Here is a 16652-nt window from a genome sequence, read left to right on the forward strand (position 1 = left end):
GGTCCGGCGCGCTGCCGGACGCCGCTACCGCCGGGCTCAGACCGGGACGCCGGTGCCGAGGTGCGCGGCCAGGAACGCGGCCGCGCTCGCCCGCTCGGTGGCGGGCACCTGGTCGTACCGGCCCGCGTGCGCGTGCAGCGTCTTCTCCGTCGAGCCGAGGGCGTCGAACAGCTCGAGCGCCGACGCCCGGTCGAAATCGCTGTCGTGCCAGGGAATTCGGTACTGCACCGGAACGGTGACCCGCCCGGCCAGTTCGAGCAGGGCGTCGTCCACGAAGACCGGCCCGAGGCTGAGTGCCGCGATCCGGGGATCGGCCGCCGCGAGCAGTAACCCGGTGACCACGCCGAGCGTGATCCCGGCGTAGCCGACCGGGGCGTCCGCGCCGATCTCGGGGAGCGCGAGCAGGGCATCGAGCGCGGCCCGGTACTCCGGGAGCGCCCGCTCGGCCACCCACCGGCTGTAGTCGGTGACGATCGGGGCGATGGGCTCGCCCGCCGCCCGCGCCCGGTGAATCGCCTCGCCGCAGTGCAGGTCCCGCTCGGAGCGGGGCCGGTCCCCGTGGCCGGGGGCGTCGAGCGCGGCGACGGTGTAGCCGGCCGTGCCGACGCTGTACCGGGCGCCCGCCACCAGCCCCGGCGCCTTCTTGTGCATGCCGCCCGCGTGCCCGCAGAGCAGCAGCGGCGCTCCCGTATTCGCGGTCGCGGGGGACCAGAGCACGCCGGTGCTCTCGCCCAGCGTGAAGTGCCGTTCGACGACACCGTTCGACGATGTCTCTGCAGTGAAGTGCATGGTCGTGCCTTTCGGGAATGCCTCGTCCGGCGCTCCCGGCGACACCTACGGCTGTCGCCCGACCGTGGACACGAGCGGGAGCACCCACCTGGTTGCTGCGAACATGGGGCTCACCTCCTCGCGTGCGATCACGGTCCTGGGCACGGTAGCAATCCGGGCCCGACACCGTCGACCGATTTATCGGGTCCGGTGCCGCGTCCCGGTCGTCCCGGAACTGGGACTTGTCCGGCCGAACCGCCCTCGGCATCGTCGCAGGTGGGGCCGAAATCGGGGCCACTCCCCGAAATTCGGCGAAATCGATGTCCTTTCAGGGACCAAAGTCCCTAGTCTTCGGTTAGACTTCCAGCGTCCGGGTTCGGCTTGAGCCGCCACGATCCGGGCGATCGGATACCGGTGGTCCGGGTCGGGTTGAGATAAGCAGCCCGGCCCGGCGCCATCCGCCCCTCCCCTGACTCTCACTCCCGCCCCGGCAGCGTCCCGGCCTCGGGCGCCTCGAGCAGGCGGAAACTGCCGAGCACGGTGAGGCCGTGCTGACGGAAACGGGCGAGGACGAGTTGGAGATCGCGGGTGCTGTCGGCGGGGCCGCTCAGCACCGTGGTGCCCGCCGCCGCTCCGGGGGTCGGGATCAACTCCGGGAAGCAGGCGAGCTGCTCGGGCGTCGGCTCGCCCGCGAGTACGAACCGGTACCACTGCGGAGCCACGGGGAACCACCTTCCGTCCTTCCGTGCCCCGCGGGCACCGACCGACCCACCAGTCTCCCCGCCGCACGCCCCGCGCGCCCCGCTCGCGGGCGAATCGGACGCGTTCCACCGCGACCTGTCGTGTTCCGCCCCGGTGTCAGCCCGCCGAATCCGGCTGCGCGCCCGGCAGTTCGCGCAGGATCGCCGCGGCGACGAGGTGGTTGCCGAGGTCGCTCAGGTGCACCCCGTCGCCCTGCCACGGCGCGGCGACCTCCGCGCCCGGCGGCACGCCGGGCGCCATGCCCAGCTCCCGCGCCACCGCCGTGAAACGCGGCCGCACGTCGACGAATCGGGCACCGCACTCCCGCGCGACGGCCGCGCAGACGGTGCCGTACCGGACGAGTTCGTCGTTCAGCGCGGCGGTGTCGGCGCCGGGCAGCCACCCGACGGGCGGCGGGGCGAGCAGCACGACGGCGGCCGCGCGCTCGCGCAGCGCCCGCACCGCCCGGCGCAGGTTCCGCTCGTAGTCCGCGCGGACCTCGGCCGCCGCCGCACCCGAGGAGGGCAGGCCCCACGCGTCATTGGTGCCGCAGCCGAGCACCGCGAACTCGGCGTCGGGCACCGGGCCCGCCTCGATCCGGGCGCGGACATCGGCCGACGTCGCGCCGCCCGCGCCGTGATTCACGCCGCGGATGTCGGTGCCGGGCAGCCGCGCCTGCAGCGCGACCTCGACGAGGTGCGCGAACCCCCGGTACCGCCACCGCGTCACCGTGACCGCGGTGCCGACCGGCGGCAGCCCGTAGGGGTCGTCGAGCGCGGGCGCGTACGCCTCCCCGGCGGCGACCAGGCTGTCGCCCCACCAGGAGATGCGCAGAACGGGGCGCGGATCAGTGGATATGGCTGCCTCCATTGATGTCGACGGTGCTGCCGGTCAGGTAGCCGGCGTCCTCGGAGGAGAGGAAGGTGATCACCGAGGCCACTTCGCGGGTGGTCGCGGTGCGGCCCAGCGGGATGGAGCCGCGGATGGCCTCCTCCTGCTCGGCGGTGCTGCCGACCCGGATGGCGGTGTCCACCGCGCCGGGGGTGACGGCGTTGATGGTGACCCCCGAGTCGCCGAGCTCGCGGGCCAGTGAGCGGGTGAAGCCGAGCACCGCGGCCTTGGCCGACGAGTACGGCACCTTGCCGAAGACGCCGCCGCCGCGCTGCGCCGAGACCGAGGACATGGTCACGATCCTGCCCCACCCGTTCGCGATCATGCCGGGCAGGAAGGCGCGGGTCACCAGGTAGGTGCCGGTGGCGTTGACCGCCAGCACCCGGTTCCACAGGTCGAGGGTGGTCTCCAGGAACGGGACCGGGGAGGTGATGCCCGCGATATTGGCGAGCGCGCCGACCGGGGGCAGCGCGCCCGCGGCGACCTCGGCGGCGACGGCGGCGTGCGCGCGGGTCACCGAATCCTCGTCGGCCACGTCGATCTCGTGGCCGAAGGCCGGCACCGAGTACTCGGCGCCGATCTCCGCGGCGACCTTGGCCGACTTCTCGCCGTCCAGGTCGAGGACGACGACGGCCCAGCCGTCCTCGGCGTAGCGGCGGGCGGTGGCGAGGCCGATGCCCTGGTCGGAGGTGGCGCCGGTGACGACGGCGGTGCGCTGGACGGTCATGGGGTGCTCCTTCGGTGGATGGCGCGCGGCGCCGTCTCGGGCGGCGGCGGTGATGCAGCCCACGCTACGACGCTCGACTGTCAACAGTCAACGGTTACCCGCCGACGGTTGACAGATCGGCGTGGGCGGGGTCACACTGAGCGCACTGTTGACAGTCGACGTAACGTTCCCCTCGGAAGCCGCACCCACGGTGCGCTAGGAGAAGACATGAGCACTGACGCTCTCGGGATGCGTGGCCCCGTACACGGCACGCCGGACGCCAAACGCGTCGCGATCGGCTCCTCGGTGGGCGCCGTGATCGAGACCTACGACTTCATCGGCTTCGGCACCGCGGCCGCGCTCTACTTCGGCACCGCCTTCTTCCCCAGCGGCGACCCGATGGTCGGCACGCTGGCCGCCTTCGCCACGCTCGGCGTCGGCTTCGCCGCTCGCCCGCTCGGCGGCATCCTCGGCGGGCACCTCGGCGACCGGATCGGCCGCAAACCGGTGCTGGTCGCCTCGCTGATCGTGATGGGGCTGGCCACCTTCGCCATCGGGCTGCTGCCCACCTACGCCGCCGTCGGGCTGTGGGCGCCCGCCCTGCTGGTCACCGTGCGGATCGTGCAGGGGCTGGCCTTCGGCGCCGAGTGGGGCGGCGCCATCCTGATGAGCTACGAGCATGCGCCGTGGAGGTCGAAGGGTCGCTACACCGGCATCGTGCAGGCGGGCTTCCCGGTCGGGCTGCTGCTGGCGAACCTGGTCTTCCTGGTCAGCGTGCACCTCGGCGGCGACTGGGCCTGGCGGGTGCCGTTCCTGGCCAGCATCGTGCTGGTCGCGGTCGGGCTGGTGATCCGCTCGAAGGTGCCGGAGTCGCCGGTCTTCGAGGATGTGAAGGAGAGCGGCGCCGTCGTCGCCTCGCCGGTGCTGGAGTCGGTGCGGAAGGACTGGCGCGACATCCTGCGCGGCATCGGGCTGCGGATCGCCGAGACCGCGGGCTACGCCGTCTCGATCACCTACATGATCTCCTACCTGCACGCCACCGGGCTGGCCGGGAAGTCGCAGACGCTGCTGGCGCTCTGCGTCGCCTCCGCGATCGGCATCGTCGCCACCGTCGCCTGGGCCGATCTCACCGACCGGGTCGGGCGCAGGCCGGTCTACCTCGGGGTCTGCGGGTTCGCGGTGCTCTTCGGCATCCCGATGTTCCTGCTCGTCAACACCGGGCTCTTCGTGCTGGTGATCGCGACCTTCGTGATCTCCTACGCGGTCTGCCAGAACGCGCTGGCGGGCGCGCAGGGCGCCTGGTTCCCCGAGCTGTTCGCCGCCGCCCGCCGCGCCTCCGGCGCCTCGCTGGCCTACCAGATCTCGGCCATGGTCGCCGGTTTCACCCCGTTCGCCACCACGCTGCTCTACGTCTGGCTCGGCTGGATCGGCCCGGCGCTGCTCTTCAGCGCCTACGGCGCGATCGGGCTGGTCTCGGCGCTGCTCACCCGGGAGACCTGGGGGCCGGGGGAGCGCCGGATCGCCGCGGCCGCCGACCGCACCCCCGACCCGGGCGCGGCCGCGCGCCCGGTCGCCGACACCAGGGAGAAGGAACTGCTGTGACCACCACCATCGACCGCCGCGCCCTCGTCGACGCCTTCGCCTACCGCATGCGGCACAACGTGCTCGACATGGGTGAGGAGCAGGGCCAGGGCTACGTCGGCCAGGCGCTCGGCGCCGCCGACCTGCTCGCCACCGTCTACGCCCAGCACCTGAACTATCGCCCCGCGGACCCGCACTGGGCCGGGCGCGACCGGTTCCTGCTCTCCACCGGGCACTACGCCATCGGGCTCTACGCCGCGCTCGCCGAGGCCGGGATCGTGCCCCGCGCAGAGTTGAGCACCTACGGCTCCGACGACTCCAGGCTGCCGATGTCCGGGATGGCCAGCTACACCCCCGGCATGGAGATCTCCGGCGGCTCGCTCGGGCACGGCCTGACCGTCGCGGTCGGCATGGCGCTCGGGCTGCGGCACCAGGGCTCGCCCGCCCGGGTCTTCAACTTCCTCTCCGACGGCGAGCTGGACGAGGGCTCGACCTGGGAGGCGGCCATGAGCGCGCACCACCACCGGCTCGGCAACCTGATCGCCATGGTCGACATCAACGCGCTGCAGGCCGACGGCGCCACCGCGGGCGTGCTGAGCACCGAGCCGGTGCCGGACAAGTGGCGGGCCTGCGGCTGGCGCACCTACCGGGTGGACGGCAACGACACCGCCGCGCTGCTCGCCGCCTTCGACGACGCCACCGCGCACGCCGAGCCGCACGGCGCCCCCGCCGTCGTGCTCTGCGACACCACGGTCGGCAAGGGCGTCCCGCTGCTGGAGAACCGCACCAAGGCGCACTTCATGCGCATCGATGAACACGAATGGCAGATCTGCCGCGAGCAGCTCACCGCCGGATACGAGGACGCGAAATGACCACCGCCGCACCGAAGCTCAAGACCTCGGCGATGATCGCCTCGTTCGTCGACCCCGGTCAGCGCACCACCGCCGCCCCCTTCGGGCACGCGCTGGTGGCCGCCGCGCGGGAGAACGAGAAGATCGTCGGGCTCTCCGCCGACCTGGCCAAGTACACCGACATGCACATCTTCGCCGAGGCCTTCCCGGAGCGCTTCTTCCAGATGGGCATGGCCGAGCAGCTGCTCTTCGGCGCGGCGGCGGGCATGGCCGAGACCGGGCTGATCCCCTTCGCCTCCACCTACTCGGTCTTCGCCGCCCGGCGCGCCTACGACTTCCTCTGCCTCGACATCGCCGAGCCCTTCCTGAACGTCAATATCGTCGGCGGGCTGCCCGGGCTGACCACCGGCTACGGCCCCAGCCACCAGGCCACCGAGGACATGGCGATCTTCCGCGGCATGCCGAACCTGACCATCGTCGACCCGTGCGACTCGGTCGACCTCGAGCAGGCCGTGCCGCAGCTCGCCGCCAGCCCCGGCCCGACCTACCTGCGGCTGCTGCGCGGCAAGGTCGCGACCGTGCTCGACGAGTACGACTACACCTTCGAGCTGGGTAAGGCCGCGGTGCTGCGCGGCGGCGCCGACGTGGTGCTGGTGAGCAGCGGGCTGATGACCATGCGGGCGCTGCAGGCCGCCGAGGCGCTGGCCGCGCACCGGGTGGACGTTGCGGTCGTGCATACCCCGACCATCAAGCCCTTCGACGCCGCCACGGTGCTCGCCGAGATCGACACCCCGCGGCTCGCGGTCACGCTGGAGAACCACACCGTGATTGGCGGGCTCTTCGAGACCGTCGCCGCCGAGGTGGTCAAGGCCGGGCTCGGCAGGCGGGTGGTGCCGATCGGGCTGCCCGACGAATTCCTCGACGCGGGCGCACTGCCGACGCTGCACGACCGCTACGGGCTGAGCACCGATCGGGTGGTCGCCCGGGTGCTGGCCGAGCTGGGCTGACCGGGACGGCTCGTGCCGGGGCGGGCGCGAGCCGTACCATTGTCGACAGACTGCTGTCGACAGTCGCCCGCTGACACCTGGAGGCACACGCATGGTCGCCCAACCCGCCGGACTGCTCGGACTGGAAAAGACCAGCCTGCGCCAGCAGGCGGTGGCCGCGCTGCGCACCGCCATCACCAGCGGCGCGCTCGCCCCGAGCAGCCCGCTGGTGGAGACCGAGCTCTCGGAGAAGCTCGCCATCAGCCGCGGCACGCTGCGCGAGGCCATGCGGCAGCTCCAGCAGGAGGGGCTGATCGTCGCGGGCGCCCGCGGCAGGCTCTACGTCCGGCACCTGGACGAGAAGGAGATCCGCGACATCTTCGCCGTGCGGGCCGCGCTGGAGTCGCTCGCCGTCCGGGAACTCGCCGAACGCCACGACCGCGCCGAGGTGCTGCCCCCGCTGCACACCGCGCTCGCGGCCATGACCCGCGCCGAGTACTCGCTCGACGAGCGCATCGAGACCGACCTCGAGTTCCACCGCGTGCTGTGCAGGCTCACCGGCAACGAGACCCTGGTGCACTCCTGGCAGTCGCTGGAGGGCTCGATCCGCATGTCCATCATGTGGGCCGGGATGGACAAGGCGGTGGGGAACATGGATGTCGGGCGGCACAGCGCCATCGTCGAGGCGATCGAGACCGGGGACGCGGACCAGGCCGCGGCCGCGGTGCGGCACCACATGGCCACCGCCGCCGACAACCTCGTCTCCTAGCGCGCGCGGAGCCCGTCGAGCAGGACGCGGGTCGTGCTCTCGACCCACTCCGCGGTGAGCCCGTCCGGCCCGCGGATGAGCATGGCGGCGAGCGCCGAGCCGATCACCACCTCCAGCAGGACGGCGCCGTCGAAGCCGGGCCGCAGCTCGCCGCGCTCGACGGCGGCGGCGAGGTGGCCGTCCAACCCGCGCCAGCCGTGCAGGGCGAAGCGGTCGAGCAGCCGCTGGTTCAGGGTGGCGTCCGCGGCCGCCTCGCCGATCAGGCCGGGGACGGCGAGCCGGGCCAGCGGTGAGGTGAGCAGGGCGGCGCAGCGGGCGACGATGGCGCGCAGGTCGGTCTCCAGTGCGCCGGTCGCCGCGACGGCGGAGGTGTCGGCGTCCCGGAAGACCGCCTCGTGCACCAGGTGCGCCTTGCCCGGCCAGCGGCGGTAGACGGCGGGGCGCGAGGTACCGGCCCGGTCGGCGATGGCGGCCATGGTGAGGTCGGCGTACCCGACCTCGGCGAGCAGCTCGGCGGCGGCGCTCAGGACCGCCGCATCGATCCTGGTGTCGCGGGGTCTGCCATTCTCGCCCGTCATTTCCGTGACACGCGTAACGTTTCGCCGGTGGGCACTCCCGTCACCGACCTGGGCGACATCACCGACGACAGCTTCGGCGGCAAGGCGGCCGGGCTCGCCGAACTGATGCGGCTCGGCCTCCCGGTGCCGCCCGGCTTCGCCATCGCCGACGCCGCCGCGGTCCCTGCTGCTGCCGTCATGGAACGATTCTCGCGCATGCGGGCCGCCGGATCGACGCCGGTGGCGGTGCGCTCGTCGGCCGCGGGGGAGGACGGCGCCGAGCTCTCCTTCGCCGGGCAGTACGAGACCGTCCTCGGGGTCGGCACCGAGCGGGACCTGGTCGCGGCGGTACACCGCTGCGTCGCCTCGGCCGAGTCCGGGCGCGCGGCGCACTACGGCGCGGGCGGCGCCATGCACGTCGTGGTCCAGCAGCTGGTCGACGCGGCGGCGGCCGGGGTGGTCTTCACCGCCGACCCGGTCTCCGGGCGCCGCGACCTGCTGGTGATCGATGCCGTGCACGGGCTGGGGGAGAAGCTGGTCGACGGCTCCGCGCGCTCGGACCACCACGTGCTGACCGCCGACGGCACCCCGGTGAGCAACGAGCTCGGCGCCGAGCCGGTGCTCTCGCCCGACCAGCTCGACGCGGTCCGCACGGGTGCCCAACGGGCCGCCGCGCACTGGGGTCGGCCGCTCGATCTGGAGTGGGCCATCGACCGCGCCGGGAACCTGTGGTGGCTGCAGGCCCGCCCGATCACCACGCTGCCCGGCGAGCTCGACGAGATGGACACCCCCGTGTCGGCCGGGCACGTCTACACCCGCTGCAATATCGGCGAGATGATGCCGGGTGCGTTCTGCCCGCTCACCGCGTCGGTCAGCGGGCACGCCATCGACTACGCCATGCAGATGGTGCAGGTGCAGGGCGGGGTGCAGAAGGGGTACGAGGAGCGGTGGCCGCAGGTCGGCTACTTCTACGGCCACATGTTCCTCAACCTCACCGAGGGCACGGCGCTGAGCTCCGGCATCCTCGGCAACTCGCGCGAGCAGTTCTCCCTGTCGATCTGCGGGCGGGTCGTCGACGAGCTGGAGGCGGCGCCGCCGAAGCCGTTCCTGCGCCGGCTGCGCAACACCGTGCGGCTGAGCGCCTTCACGCTCAGCGTCGGGCCCGCCATCCGCAGGCTGCCCGCCGAGATCGACGGGTTCCCGGTGCTCTCCGGCCGCGATCCGCGGGTGCTCCTGGCCCGGCTGGAGGCCGGGGTCGAGCTCTACCGCCGGGTCACGCTCACCCACGTCCGCTCGTCGTCGCGGGCGGCGGTGGCGGCGAACATCCTGGAGGACCGGCTGATCCGGGCCGCGGTACGGCGGGGTGCGAGCGAGGCGGACGGGCGCGCCGAGGCGATCCGGCTGCTGGCCGGGGCGGCCGACGTGGAGAGCGTCGTCATGGTCGAGCAGCTCACCGGCGTCGTCACCCTGCTCGCCCGCGACCGGGACGCCGCCGCGGAGTTCCTGGCCGCGGCCCCCGCCGCGGCCGTCGAGCGGCTGGTGGCGGCGGACACCCCGGCCGGGGCGGCGCTGCGCGCCTTCCTGGACCGGCACGGCCACCGCGGCTACCGCGAGCTGTGCATGCGCGACCCCTCCTGGGCCGACGACCCCGACGGTCTCGGCTCGATGATGCAGATCATGCTGCGCGCCCCCGCGCCGGATCGGGACGAGGCCGCGGCGCCCGGCCCGCGCGGCGGCGCCGTGCGGCTGCTCGCCCGCCTCGCCCGGGGCGGTGCCAGGGGTCGGGAGGAGACCAAGTCCAGGATGGCCCAGGTCGCGCACCGGCTCAAGCGCGGCTACCGCTACCTCGGCACGGTGCTGAGCGAGCGCGGCGACCTCCCCGACCCCGACCTGGTCTTCTTCTTCGATCGCGCGGAACTTGCGCGGCTGGTGGCGGGCGACACCGCCCTCGTGGCGCGGGCGGAGCAGCGCCGCAGGGCGCTGCCGTTCCAGGCCGCGCTGCACTTCGCCGACGTCTCGGTGGGGCGGCCGGAGCCGGCGCCGCCGCGCGCCGTGGTCGCCGTCCCGGCCGACGGGGAGGTCGTCGGCCGTCCCGCCGGGCGCGGGGTGGTCGAAGGGACGGTCCGGGTGGCGCACTCGGTCGTGGCGGCGCGCGACCTGCGCCCCGGCGAGGTGCTCGTCGCCCCGGTCACCGACGTGGGCTGGACCCCGTACTTCGCGGTGATCGCCGCGCTGGTCACCGATATCGGCAGCTCGGTCTCGCACGGCGCCGTGGTGGCCCGCGAGTACGGCCTGCCCTGCGTGGTGAACACCCTGGTGGCGACGGTCGCGCTGCGCACCGGCGACCGCGTCCGGGTGGACGGCGACCGCGGCGTGGTGACCCTGATCGACCGGCCCTGAACCGAATCCGAGGAGTGAGAACGTGCAGCACGTGCCCGGGGTATTCCCGCTCGACGAGTACCCCATCCACCAGATCCCGGCGCCCATCGAGTGGGTGGGCGGCGACCGCAACTTCTACGACCGCTCCTACTGGAACGCGCTCGACCACTCCGGCGAGCTCATGCTGATCACCGGCATCGGCTACTACCCGAACCTCGGCACCAAGGACGCCTTTCTGGTGATCCGCCGCGGCGACGAGCAGATCGCGCTGCACTTCGGTGACAAGATCGACAGCGACCGGCTGAACCAGCACTGCGGGAACTACCGGCTGGAGGTGGTCGAGCCGCTGACCACGTCCCGGCTGGTGATCGCCGAGACCGAGGGCGTCGCCGTCGACATGACCTGGCGCGCCGCCTTTCCCGCGATCCCGGAGCAGCGCCACGTCATGCGCTCGGGCAGCCACCGCACCATCATCGACGCGCAACGCTTCGCGCAGGTCGGCGCCTGGGAGGGCACGATCAGCATCGACGGCACCACCTACCCGGTGACCCCGGACCGCTTCACCGGCACCCGCGACCGCTCCTGGGGGCTGCGCCCGATCGGCGAGGCCGAGCCCGCCGGACGCCCGGCCGACCCGCCCTTCGGCGGCATGTGGTGGCTCTACGCCCCCATCGCCTTCGAGGACTTCGCCGTCGTGATCATCATCCAGGAGGACGCCGACGGCGAGCGCAGCCTCAACGACTGCCACCGGATCTGGCCCGACGGCCGCACCGAGCAGCTCGGCTGGCCGCTGGTCTCCACCCGCTACCACCCCGGCACCCGGCTGCCCGCCACCGGGACGCTGGCGCTGCGCACCCGCGACGGCGTCGAGGTGCGGCTGGAGCTGGAGTCGAAGCTGTTCCTCGCCATCGGCGTCGGCGGCGGGTACAGCCCCGACCCGGACTGGCTGCACGGCCAGTGGCACGGCGAGAAGTTCACCGAGCGCCGGAACTACGACATGACCGCGCCCGAGGTGGTCGGCAGGCTCCCCTTCGGGCTCACCGACAATGTCGGGCGCGCGGTCTGGCACGAGGAGGGGCGGGAGCCGCGGGTCGGCTGGGGGCTGTACGAGCACGGCGTGATCGGCGTGCACCGGCCGAGCGGCTTCACCGACTTCTTCCAGGCGGCGCCGGAGTAGCGGCTACGTCGCGGCGCTGCGCTCGCTGTCGAGGCGGTTCATCACCCAGCCCGCGCTGGCGCCGTGCACGAGCACGGACAGCACGATGGTGAAGGCGGTGACCGCCCAGATGGTCTCGCCCGCCTGCCCGAAATCGGTCTGCGCGAGCGCGTAGGCGACGTAGTACACCGAGCCGATCCCGCGCACCCCGAAGAAGGCGGTCACCCGGCGCTCCCTGGCATCCAGCTCCGGGCAGCGGCGCAGCGACAGCCAGGCCGCGGCCGGGCGCACCACGAAGACCAGCAGGATGCCGAGCAGGGCGCCGCGCCAGTCGAGCGCGGCCAGCAGCCCCGAGGTGAGCGCCGCGCCGAGCAGCAGCAGCACGACCAGGGTGAGGACGTGCTCCAGCTGCTCGACGAGGCTGTGCATCTCCTCGTGGTAGTCGTTGTCGCGCTCGATCCGCCGGATGGCGATGGCGCAGGCGAAGACCGCGATGAAGCCGTACCCGCCGATCAGCTCGGTGAGGCCGTAGACCGCGAGCACGGCGGCCAGCGCCACGATCGGCTCCCCGCGGTCGGCGAGCCTGGCATTGCGGATGGGGAAGCGGAAGAAGCCGCGGCCGAGCAGGTCGCCCGCGATCCAGCCCGCGGCGGCGCCGACCACCACCTTGCCGATCAGGTCCCACGCCACCCAGCCCGGCAGCCAGGTGAGGAGGGGGCCTGCGGTCGCGAGCATGATGGCGAGGTAGACGAAGGGGAAGGCGAGGGCGTCGTTGAGCCCGGCCTCCGAGGTGAGCGCGAACCGCACCTCGTCGTCCTCGGAGTCCGCGCCCTCGCCCGGCGTCGGCCCCTCGACCTGAACGTCCGAGGCGAGCACCGGGTCGGTCGGGGCGAGCACCGCGCCGAGCAGCACCGCCGCCGCGGGCGGCAGCGCCACCGCCCACCAGCCGAGCACCGCCACCGCCGCGATGCAGACCGGCATGGCGATGAGCAGCAGGTGCCAGGTGGAGCGCCAGGTCCGCCAGTGCAGCGGCCGGTCGATCGCCAGCCCGACGCCCATCAGCGCGACGATCACGCACAGCTCGGCGAGGTGCTCGATCACCGCCGGGTGTGAGAGCGGGGAGACCACGTCGATGCCGGTGCGCCCGATCGCGAGCCCGGCCAGTGCCCCGATCCCGACCACCAGCATCGGTGCGGTGATCGCCCGATCCTTGAACAGGCGGGGGAGGGTCGCCGCCAGCAGCAGCGCGATTCCGGCGGCCAGGTAGGCGCCTTCGATATCGTTCTCGGTCATCGCCGCGCCCGGCACCCATCTCTCGAAGCAGTAGCTCTGCTCTACCCGGCTGGACAGGAACCGAAACGGGGTATGCCGGTGCGGGTGTCAGCCCCCGGCGGCCTCGGGTTCGATCAGCGCGCGCAGCCGGGTGAGCGCCGCGCGCAGCCCGCGCATGTCGGCGGCGCCGAGGTGCGCGGCCCACTCCCGCTCCACCTCGGCGGCGACGGCGTTGCCGAAATCGGCGGCCGCCCGGCCGCGCGCGGTGAGCAGCACCAGCCTGGCGCGCCGGTCCGACGGGTCGGGGACCCGCTCGACGTAGCCGCCGCGCTCCACCTGATCCACCAGGAAACCCGCGGTCTGCTTGGTCACCTGGGCGCGCTCGGCGAGCGTGGTGAGCCGGGTGCCGTCCCGGTCGACCTGCGCGACCACCCGCGCCTGGGCCACCGTGATGTCACCGAAGCCGCTCGCCGCCAGCGCCGCCAGCACCCGCTGCTCCATGGCCCTGGCGGCGATCTGCATCAGCAGCCCGACATTCAGCTCCTCCGCCATCCCACTCCTTGACATCGGTACGAGAGGCTGACGATAATTGGTCAGACTCACTGACTAATACTAGCGGAGGTGTCACCATGGCCGCCTCGGTCGTCGTCGAACCGGATGTCGCGTGGCGGATCATCGCCGAGCAGCGCCGCGCCATCGCCGAGCTGCTGGCCGGGCTGGCGCAGGCGGAGTGGGATCGGCCCTCGCTCTGCGCGGGCTGGCGGATCCGCGAGGTCGCCGCGCACGTCGCCGTCACGCCGGACCCGCCGCCGCTCGGCGTCATCCTGGCCACCGCCGTGCGGGCGGGCGGGAACTACAACCGGATGGTCGACCGGCTCACCCGCCGCTCTTCGGGTCGGCCGACCGACGAGATCGTGGCGAGCCTGCGCGCACACGCGGATTCGCGCCGGTTGCCCGCGCTCACCAACTACCGCAATATCCTGATGGACACCCTCGTGCACGGTCAGGACATGGCGATTCCGCTCGGGCGCGCGCTCCGGGTCGACCCGGAGGCCGCCGCGGCGGCCGCCGCGCACGCGGTCACCGTCGGGCGGCCGGTCTTCGACCCGCACCGGCTGGACGGGATCGGCCTGTGCGCCGACGACGCCGGGTGGCGGCACGGCGCGGGACCCGAGATCCGCGGCCCGGCGCTCGCGCTGCTGCTGGCGATCACCGGCCGTACGGCCCGGCTGGACGAGCTCTCCGGGCCCGGTGTGGCGCTGCTCGCCGCGCGGCTCTCGTGAGACGAGCGCGTATGGAGTGATCCCGTGAACCATGTCCCGCTCGGCGGCTACGTCGCCGCGCTCGCCCCCGAACGCGGGGGATCACGCCGCGCGCCGTGGCTACTGGGCCGCGGGCGGGGTGCGTGGCCGCCACGTGCTGACCCCGTGACCGGCGATTCCGCTGCCCCCGTGGATGCGGACACCGCAGGGCGTGGCGTGCGCGCACCGCCCGACCGGTAATCCCTCGGCGCGATCCCGTGCTGTCGCTTGAACGCCGCGCTGAGCGCGAAGGCCGTTCCGTACCCCACGTGGTGCGCGATCGTTTCGACGGTGTCGTCGGAATCCCGCAACCGCTCCGCGGCCAGCGCCAACCGCCATTCGGTCAGGAACGCCATCGGCGGGAGGCCGACCAGCGTGGTGAAGCGCCGGGCCAGCGCGGCCCGCGACACCCCCACCGCCGCGGCCAGCTCGGCCACCGTCCACCGGTGCGCCGGATGCTGCTGGAGCAGCCGCAGCGCGCCGCCGACCAGGGGGTCGCGGTAGGCGGCGTACCAGGCCGGTGCGGTCCCGCGCGCGAACCAGGCGCGCAGGGCGCCGGTCACGACGAGGTCGAGCAGCCGGTCGAGCACGACGCTCCGGTCGCGCGCCGCCTCGTCGCCGAGCAGCGCGAGGGTCCGGTGGTCGAGGTCGTGGTCGCGCAGGACGACGAGTGGCGGGAGTGCCTGCAGCAGGCGGCGGCTCACCACGCCCGCGGCGGCGTAGCTGCCGTGCACGAGCAGGAGCGGACCGGCGGCCCAGCGGCGCGCGCCGGTGCCGGTCAGGTCGCCGAGCAGCTCACCGCTCGGCGCCGCCCGCCGCTCCTGCGCGGCGGCCACCGCCCGCGGCCCGGCCGCCGAACTGTCCGCCACCACGTGGGCCTCGCCCCCGCGGACGATCGCGAGCTCGCCCGGGTCGAGGCGCTGCGGGCGGTGGTCGGCGGTGACGAGCACGGCGCCCCCGCGGACCGGCACCACGACGGACAGCGCCGCCCGCGCCGGAATGTGCAGTGAGGGCGGGGCCGCGGCGCGCGGCGCGCGGTGGATCACGGCAGCGCGCCGAGGAAGGCGCGGAGCCGGGCCGCGAGTTCGTCCGGCACCTGCATGGGCAGTGAATGCGTCGTGCCCGGCCACAACTCGGCCTCGATGGCCGCGGTCGCGGCGCGCCGGACCGCCCGCTCCCCACCGGCGAGGGACCGCTCGGCGACCGCGATGTAGGTGGACCCGGCCAGCGCCGCCAGCTCGGCGTCGCCGAGCGGCCGCGGGACCGGGAGCGCGCCGCGGTACTGCTCGGCCGCGATCCGGATCATCTCGCCGACCGGCGTCGCCGCCCTGAGCTCCGCCACCGGCACCCCGCCGATCGCGGCGAGCGCGTACTCGCGCCACGCCCGCCTGCCCGGCAGCGTCGCCACCGTGGCCCAGAAGAAGGTCGCGGGCGGCGGCAGGCGCAGCGTGAACACCGGCTCCACCAGCAGGAGCGAGGCGAGCCGGTGCGGCGCGTGCAGCGCGACCGCCGTCGCCGTCGCGCCGCCGAAGGAGTGCCCGAGCAGGTGCACCCGCCCGCAGCCGAGCGCGGCCAGCGCTTCGTCGACCCAGCGGGCCTGGTCGGCCATGGAGGTCAGCGGGGCGGTCTGCACCGAGAGCCCGGCGTCCCCGATCGCGTCCAGCGCGACGAGGGGCCGGTCCAGCGCGGGGAGGTGCGCGGACCACATGGGTGCGCCGGAGCTGCGCCCGGGGAGCAGGACGACCGGGTCGGCGGTGCCGTCGTGCCAGGTGTAGGTGCGGACGGTCCCGTAGGAGGTGGGGACATCGTGGATGCCGCTCGGCTCCGGCCCCTCGGCCAGCGCTCGCCGGTACGCCCGCTCGTACGCGCGCTCGCCCTCCGGTGAACGGAACCGCCCCAGCTGCACCATGGTCTCCCCTTCGGCGTGCTCTCGTCGAAAAGGCTACCAATACGATCGTATTGGAGCAATATGATCGTATTGCCGACGACCGAGGAGGGGTATGCCGCCCGAACCCGAGAAACGCGCCGTCATCCTGGCCGCGGTCTGGTCGGTCATCGCCGACCGGGGGATCGCGGCGCTCTCCTTCCGGCACGTCGCGGCCGCCGCGGGCGTCTCGGTGGGGCTGGTGCAGCACTACTTCGGCTCGAAGGACAACCTCGTGCGCGCGAGCGCGGCCACCATGATCGACGGCTCGGCGCTCCGCTTCGCCGAGCCGCCCGCCGACCCGCGCGCCGAGCTGCGCCGCCTGATCGCGCACTCGGTGCCCGCGACGCCGGGCTCCCGGCGCGGGGTCGGCGTCTGGTACGCCTACATCGCCGCGAGCGTCGCCGACCCCGAACTCGCCGCGCTGCTCCGCGCCGCCAAGCGCGGGCAGGAGCGGAGCGCGGCCGAGCTGATCGCCGCCGCCGCGCCCGGCATCGAAGCAGGCTCGGCCGCACGGCGCTTGGTCGCGCTCGCCGACGGCCTCACCGCCCGGGTCGTCACCGGCGACCTCGAGCCCGCCGAAGCCGTTGCCGCGATCGACGCCGCCCTCGCCGATCTCGGGTGATCGCTACCACCCGAACAGCACGACCACCCCCGCGACCCAGCCCGCCCGGCCGGCCCGAGCAGTGCCGTGCGGCTGGTGCCGTCGGCATCGAACGGCGCGATCGACGCCGCTTTCGACAAGCAGCGGTGGTGGAGCGCGGCGCTCG

The 16652-nt window shown here is 73.8% G+C and carries 17 protein-coding genes; 8 read left to right on the forward strand and 9 right to left on the reverse strand.

Translation table 11 applies throughout. From position 1 onward, the window contains the following. Window positions 1-36 precede the first annotated feature (36 nt). The 4 genes from ACFUUZ_RS17660 to ACFUUZ_RS17675 form a co-directional block, all read right to left on the reverse strand. A complete protein-coding gene (locus ACFUUZ_RS17660; protein ID WP_378697363.1) occupies window positions 37-789 on the reverse strand; it encodes an alpha/beta hydrolase in 753 nt (250 codons plus the stop codon). 455 nt (window positions 790-1244) lie between these two features. After that, window positions 1245-1490 (reverse strand): hypothetical protein, encoded by a 246-nt coding sequence (locus tag ACFUUZ_RS17665; protein WP_378697365.1) that lies wholly within the window; start codon window positions 1488-1490, stop codon window positions 1245-1247. Between the two features lie 136 nt (window positions 1491-1626). Then, window positions 1627-2379: an SGNH/GDSL hydrolase family protein gene (locus tag ACFUUZ_RS17670; RefSeq protein WP_378697367.1), complete on the reverse strand. Its 753-nt coding sequence runs from the start codon at window positions 2377-2379 to the stop codon at window positions 1627-1629. Then, on the reverse strand, window positions 2357-3127 hold the full coding sequence (locus tag ACFUUZ_RS17675) for an SDR family NAD(P)-dependent oxidoreductase (protein WP_378697368.1): 771 nt from the start codon (window positions 3125-3127) through the stop codon (window positions 2357-2359). Before ACFUUZ_RS17675 ends, ACFUUZ_RS17670 begins: the two co-directional genes overlap by 23 nt. 207 nt (window positions 3128-3334) lie before the next feature. Here ACFUUZ_RS17675 and ACFUUZ_RS17680 point away from each other — a divergent pair, with 207 nt between their 5' ends. The 4 genes from ACFUUZ_RS17680 (at window position 3335) to ACFUUZ_RS17695 (ending at window position 7293) form a co-directional block, all read left to right on the forward strand. Further along, entirely contained in the window at window positions 3335-4708 is a 1374-nt protein-coding gene (locus tag ACFUUZ_RS17680) for an MFS transporter (protein ID WP_378697369.1), read from the forward strand. Window positions 4709-4755: 47 nt separating this feature from the next. Beyond that, window positions 4756-5559 (forward strand): transketolase, encoded by an 804-nt coding sequence (locus ACFUUZ_RS17685; RefSeq protein WP_378697514.1) that lies wholly within the window; start codon window positions 4756-4758, stop codon window positions 5557-5559. Beyond that, on the forward strand, window positions 5556-6545 hold the full coding sequence (locus tag ACFUUZ_RS17690; protein WP_378697370.1) for a transketolase family protein: 990 nt from the start codon (window positions 5556-5558) through the stop codon (window positions 6543-6545). Before ACFUUZ_RS17685 ends, ACFUUZ_RS17690 begins: the two co-directional genes overlap by 4 nt. Before the next feature lie 91 nt (window positions 6546-6636). Beyond that, the gene (locus ACFUUZ_RS17695) at window positions 6637-7293 is read left to right on the forward strand and encodes a GntR family transcriptional regulator (RefSeq protein WP_378697372.1); all 657 of its coding nucleotides are present in this window, start codon (window positions 6637-6639) and stop codon (window positions 7291-7293) included. Here ACFUUZ_RS17695 and ACFUUZ_RS17700 read toward each other — a convergent pair. Next, window positions 7290-7871, reverse strand: coding sequence for a TetR/AcrR family transcriptional regulator (locus tag ACFUUZ_RS17700; protein WP_378697373.1), 582 nt, complete (start codon window positions 7869-7871; stop codon window positions 7290-7292). The genes ACFUUZ_RS17695 and ACFUUZ_RS17700 overlap by 4 nt on opposite strands. Window positions 7872-7898: 27 nt before the next feature. On the opposite strand from ACFUUZ_RS17700, the gene ACFUUZ_RS17705 reads away from it, so the two are divergent. Together ACFUUZ_RS17705 and ACFUUZ_RS17710 are read left to right on the forward strand one after the other, a co-directional pair. Beyond that, window positions 7899-10250, forward strand: coding sequence for a PEP/pyruvate-binding domain-containing protein (locus tag ACFUUZ_RS17705; protein ID WP_378697374.1), 2352 nt, complete (start codon window positions 7899-7901; stop codon window positions 10248-10250). Window positions 10251-10281: 31 nt separating this feature from the next. Then, complete coding sequence (locus tag ACFUUZ_RS17710) at window positions 10282-11406, forward strand: hypothetical protein (RefSeq protein WP_378697516.1); 1125 nt, start codon at window positions 10282-10284, stop codon at window positions 11404-11406. A 3-nt stretch (window positions 11407-11409) separates the two neighbouring features. Here the strand turns inward: ACFUUZ_RS17710 and ACFUUZ_RS17715 are convergent, their stop codons facing one another. Both ACFUUZ_RS17715 and ACFUUZ_RS17720 read right to left on the reverse strand, forming a co-directional pair. Next, entirely contained in the window at window positions 11410-12678 is a 1269-nt protein-coding gene (locus tag ACFUUZ_RS17715; protein WP_378697375.1) for a cation:proton antiporter, read from the reverse strand. An 87-nt stretch (window positions 12679-12765) separates the two neighbouring features. Beyond that, window positions 12766-13209, reverse strand: coding sequence for a MarR family winged helix-turn-helix transcriptional regulator (locus tag ACFUUZ_RS17720; RefSeq protein WP_378697377.1), 444 nt, complete (start codon window positions 13207-13209; stop codon window positions 12766-12768). 77 nt (window positions 13210-13286) lie between these two features. On the opposite strand from ACFUUZ_RS17720, the gene ACFUUZ_RS17725 reads away from it, so the two are divergent. Next, window positions 13287-13940 (forward strand): maleylpyruvate isomerase family mycothiol-dependent enzyme, encoded by a 654-nt coding sequence (locus tag ACFUUZ_RS17725; protein WP_378697379.1) that lies wholly within the window; start codon window positions 13287-13289, stop codon window positions 13938-13940. Window positions 13941-13987: 47 nt separating this feature from the next. On the opposite strand, the gene ACFUUZ_RS17730 is transcribed toward ACFUUZ_RS17725, so the two are convergent. Both ACFUUZ_RS17730 and ACFUUZ_RS17735 read right to left on the reverse strand, forming a co-directional pair. Continuing rightward, window positions 13988-15004 (reverse strand): AraC family transcriptional regulator, encoded by a 1017-nt coding sequence (locus ACFUUZ_RS17730; RefSeq protein WP_378697381.1) that lies wholly within the window; start codon window positions 15002-15004, stop codon window positions 13988-13990. Next, window positions 15001-15867 (reverse strand): alpha/beta fold hydrolase, encoded by an 867-nt coding sequence (locus ACFUUZ_RS17735; protein ID WP_378697383.1) that lies wholly within the window; start codon window positions 15865-15867, stop codon window positions 15001-15003. The genes ACFUUZ_RS17730 and ACFUUZ_RS17735 overlap by 4 nt, the downstream gene beginning before the upstream one ends. Window positions 15868-15958: 91 nt before the next feature. On the opposite strand from ACFUUZ_RS17735, the gene ACFUUZ_RS17740 reads away from it, so the two are divergent. Beyond that, window positions 15959-16507: a TetR/AcrR family transcriptional regulator gene (locus tag ACFUUZ_RS17740; protein ID WP_378697385.1), complete on the forward strand. Its 549-nt coding sequence runs from the start codon at window positions 15959-15961 to the stop codon at window positions 16505-16507. Window positions 16508-16652 lie beyond the last annotated feature (145 nt).

It is taken from the genome of Nocardia sp. NPDC057353 (assembly GCF_042667085.1).
Taxonomy (GTDB): Bacteria; Actinomycetota; Actinomycetes; order Mycobacteriales; family Mycobacteriaceae; genus Nocardia.

Coding starts and splice junctions, on each gene's coding strand:
- ACFUUZ_RS17660 (WP_378697363.1), bottom strand. CDS start 789: ATGCACTTCACTGCAGAGACATCGTCGAACGGTGTCGTCGAACGGCAC.
- ACFUUZ_RS17670 (WP_378697367.1), bottom strand. CDS start 2,379: ATGGAGGCAGCCATATCCACTGATCCGCGCCCCGTTCTGCGCATCTCC.
- ACFUUZ_RS17675 (WP_378697368.1), bottom strand. CDS start 3,127: ATGACCGTCCAGCGCACCGCCGTCGTCACCGGCGCCACCTCCGACCAG.
- ACFUUZ_RS17680 (WP_378697369.1), top strand. CDS start 3,335: ATGAGCACTGACGCTCTCGGGATGCGTGGCCCCGTACACGGCACGCCG.
- ACFUUZ_RS17685 (WP_378697514.1), top strand. CDS start 4,756: ATGCGGCACAACGTGCTCGACATGGGTGAGGAGCAGGGCCAGGGCTAC.
- ACFUUZ_RS17690 (WP_378697370.1), top strand. CDS start 5,556: ATGACCACCGCCGCACCGAAGCTCAAGACCTCGGCGATGATCGCCTCG.
- ACFUUZ_RS17695 (WP_378697372.1), top strand. CDS start 6,637: ATGGTCGCCCAACCCGCCGGACTGCTCGGACTGGAAAAGACCAGCCTG.
- ACFUUZ_RS17700 (WP_378697373.1), bottom strand. CDS start 7,871: ATGACGGGCGAGAATGGCAGACCCCGCGACACCAGGATCGATGCGGCG.
- ACFUUZ_RS17715 (WP_378697375.1), bottom strand. CDS start 12,678: ATGACCGAGAACGATATCGAAGGCGCCTACCTGGCCGCCGGAATCGCG.
- ACFUUZ_RS17720 (WP_378697377.1), bottom strand. CDS start 13,209: ATGGCGGAGGAGCTGAATGTCGGGCTGCTGATGCAGATCGCCGCCAGG.
- ACFUUZ_RS17725 (WP_378697379.1), top strand. CDS start 13,287: ATGGCCGCCTCGGTCGTCGTCGAACCGGATGTCGCGTGGCGGATCATC.
- ACFUUZ_RS17735 (WP_378697383.1), bottom strand. CDS start 15,867: ATGGTGCAGCTGGGGCGGTTCCGTTCACCGGAGGGCGAGCGCGCGTAC.
- ACFUUZ_RS17740 (WP_378697385.1), top strand. CDS start 15,959: ATGCCGCCCGAACCCGAGAAACGCGCCGTCATCCTGGCCGCGGTCTGG.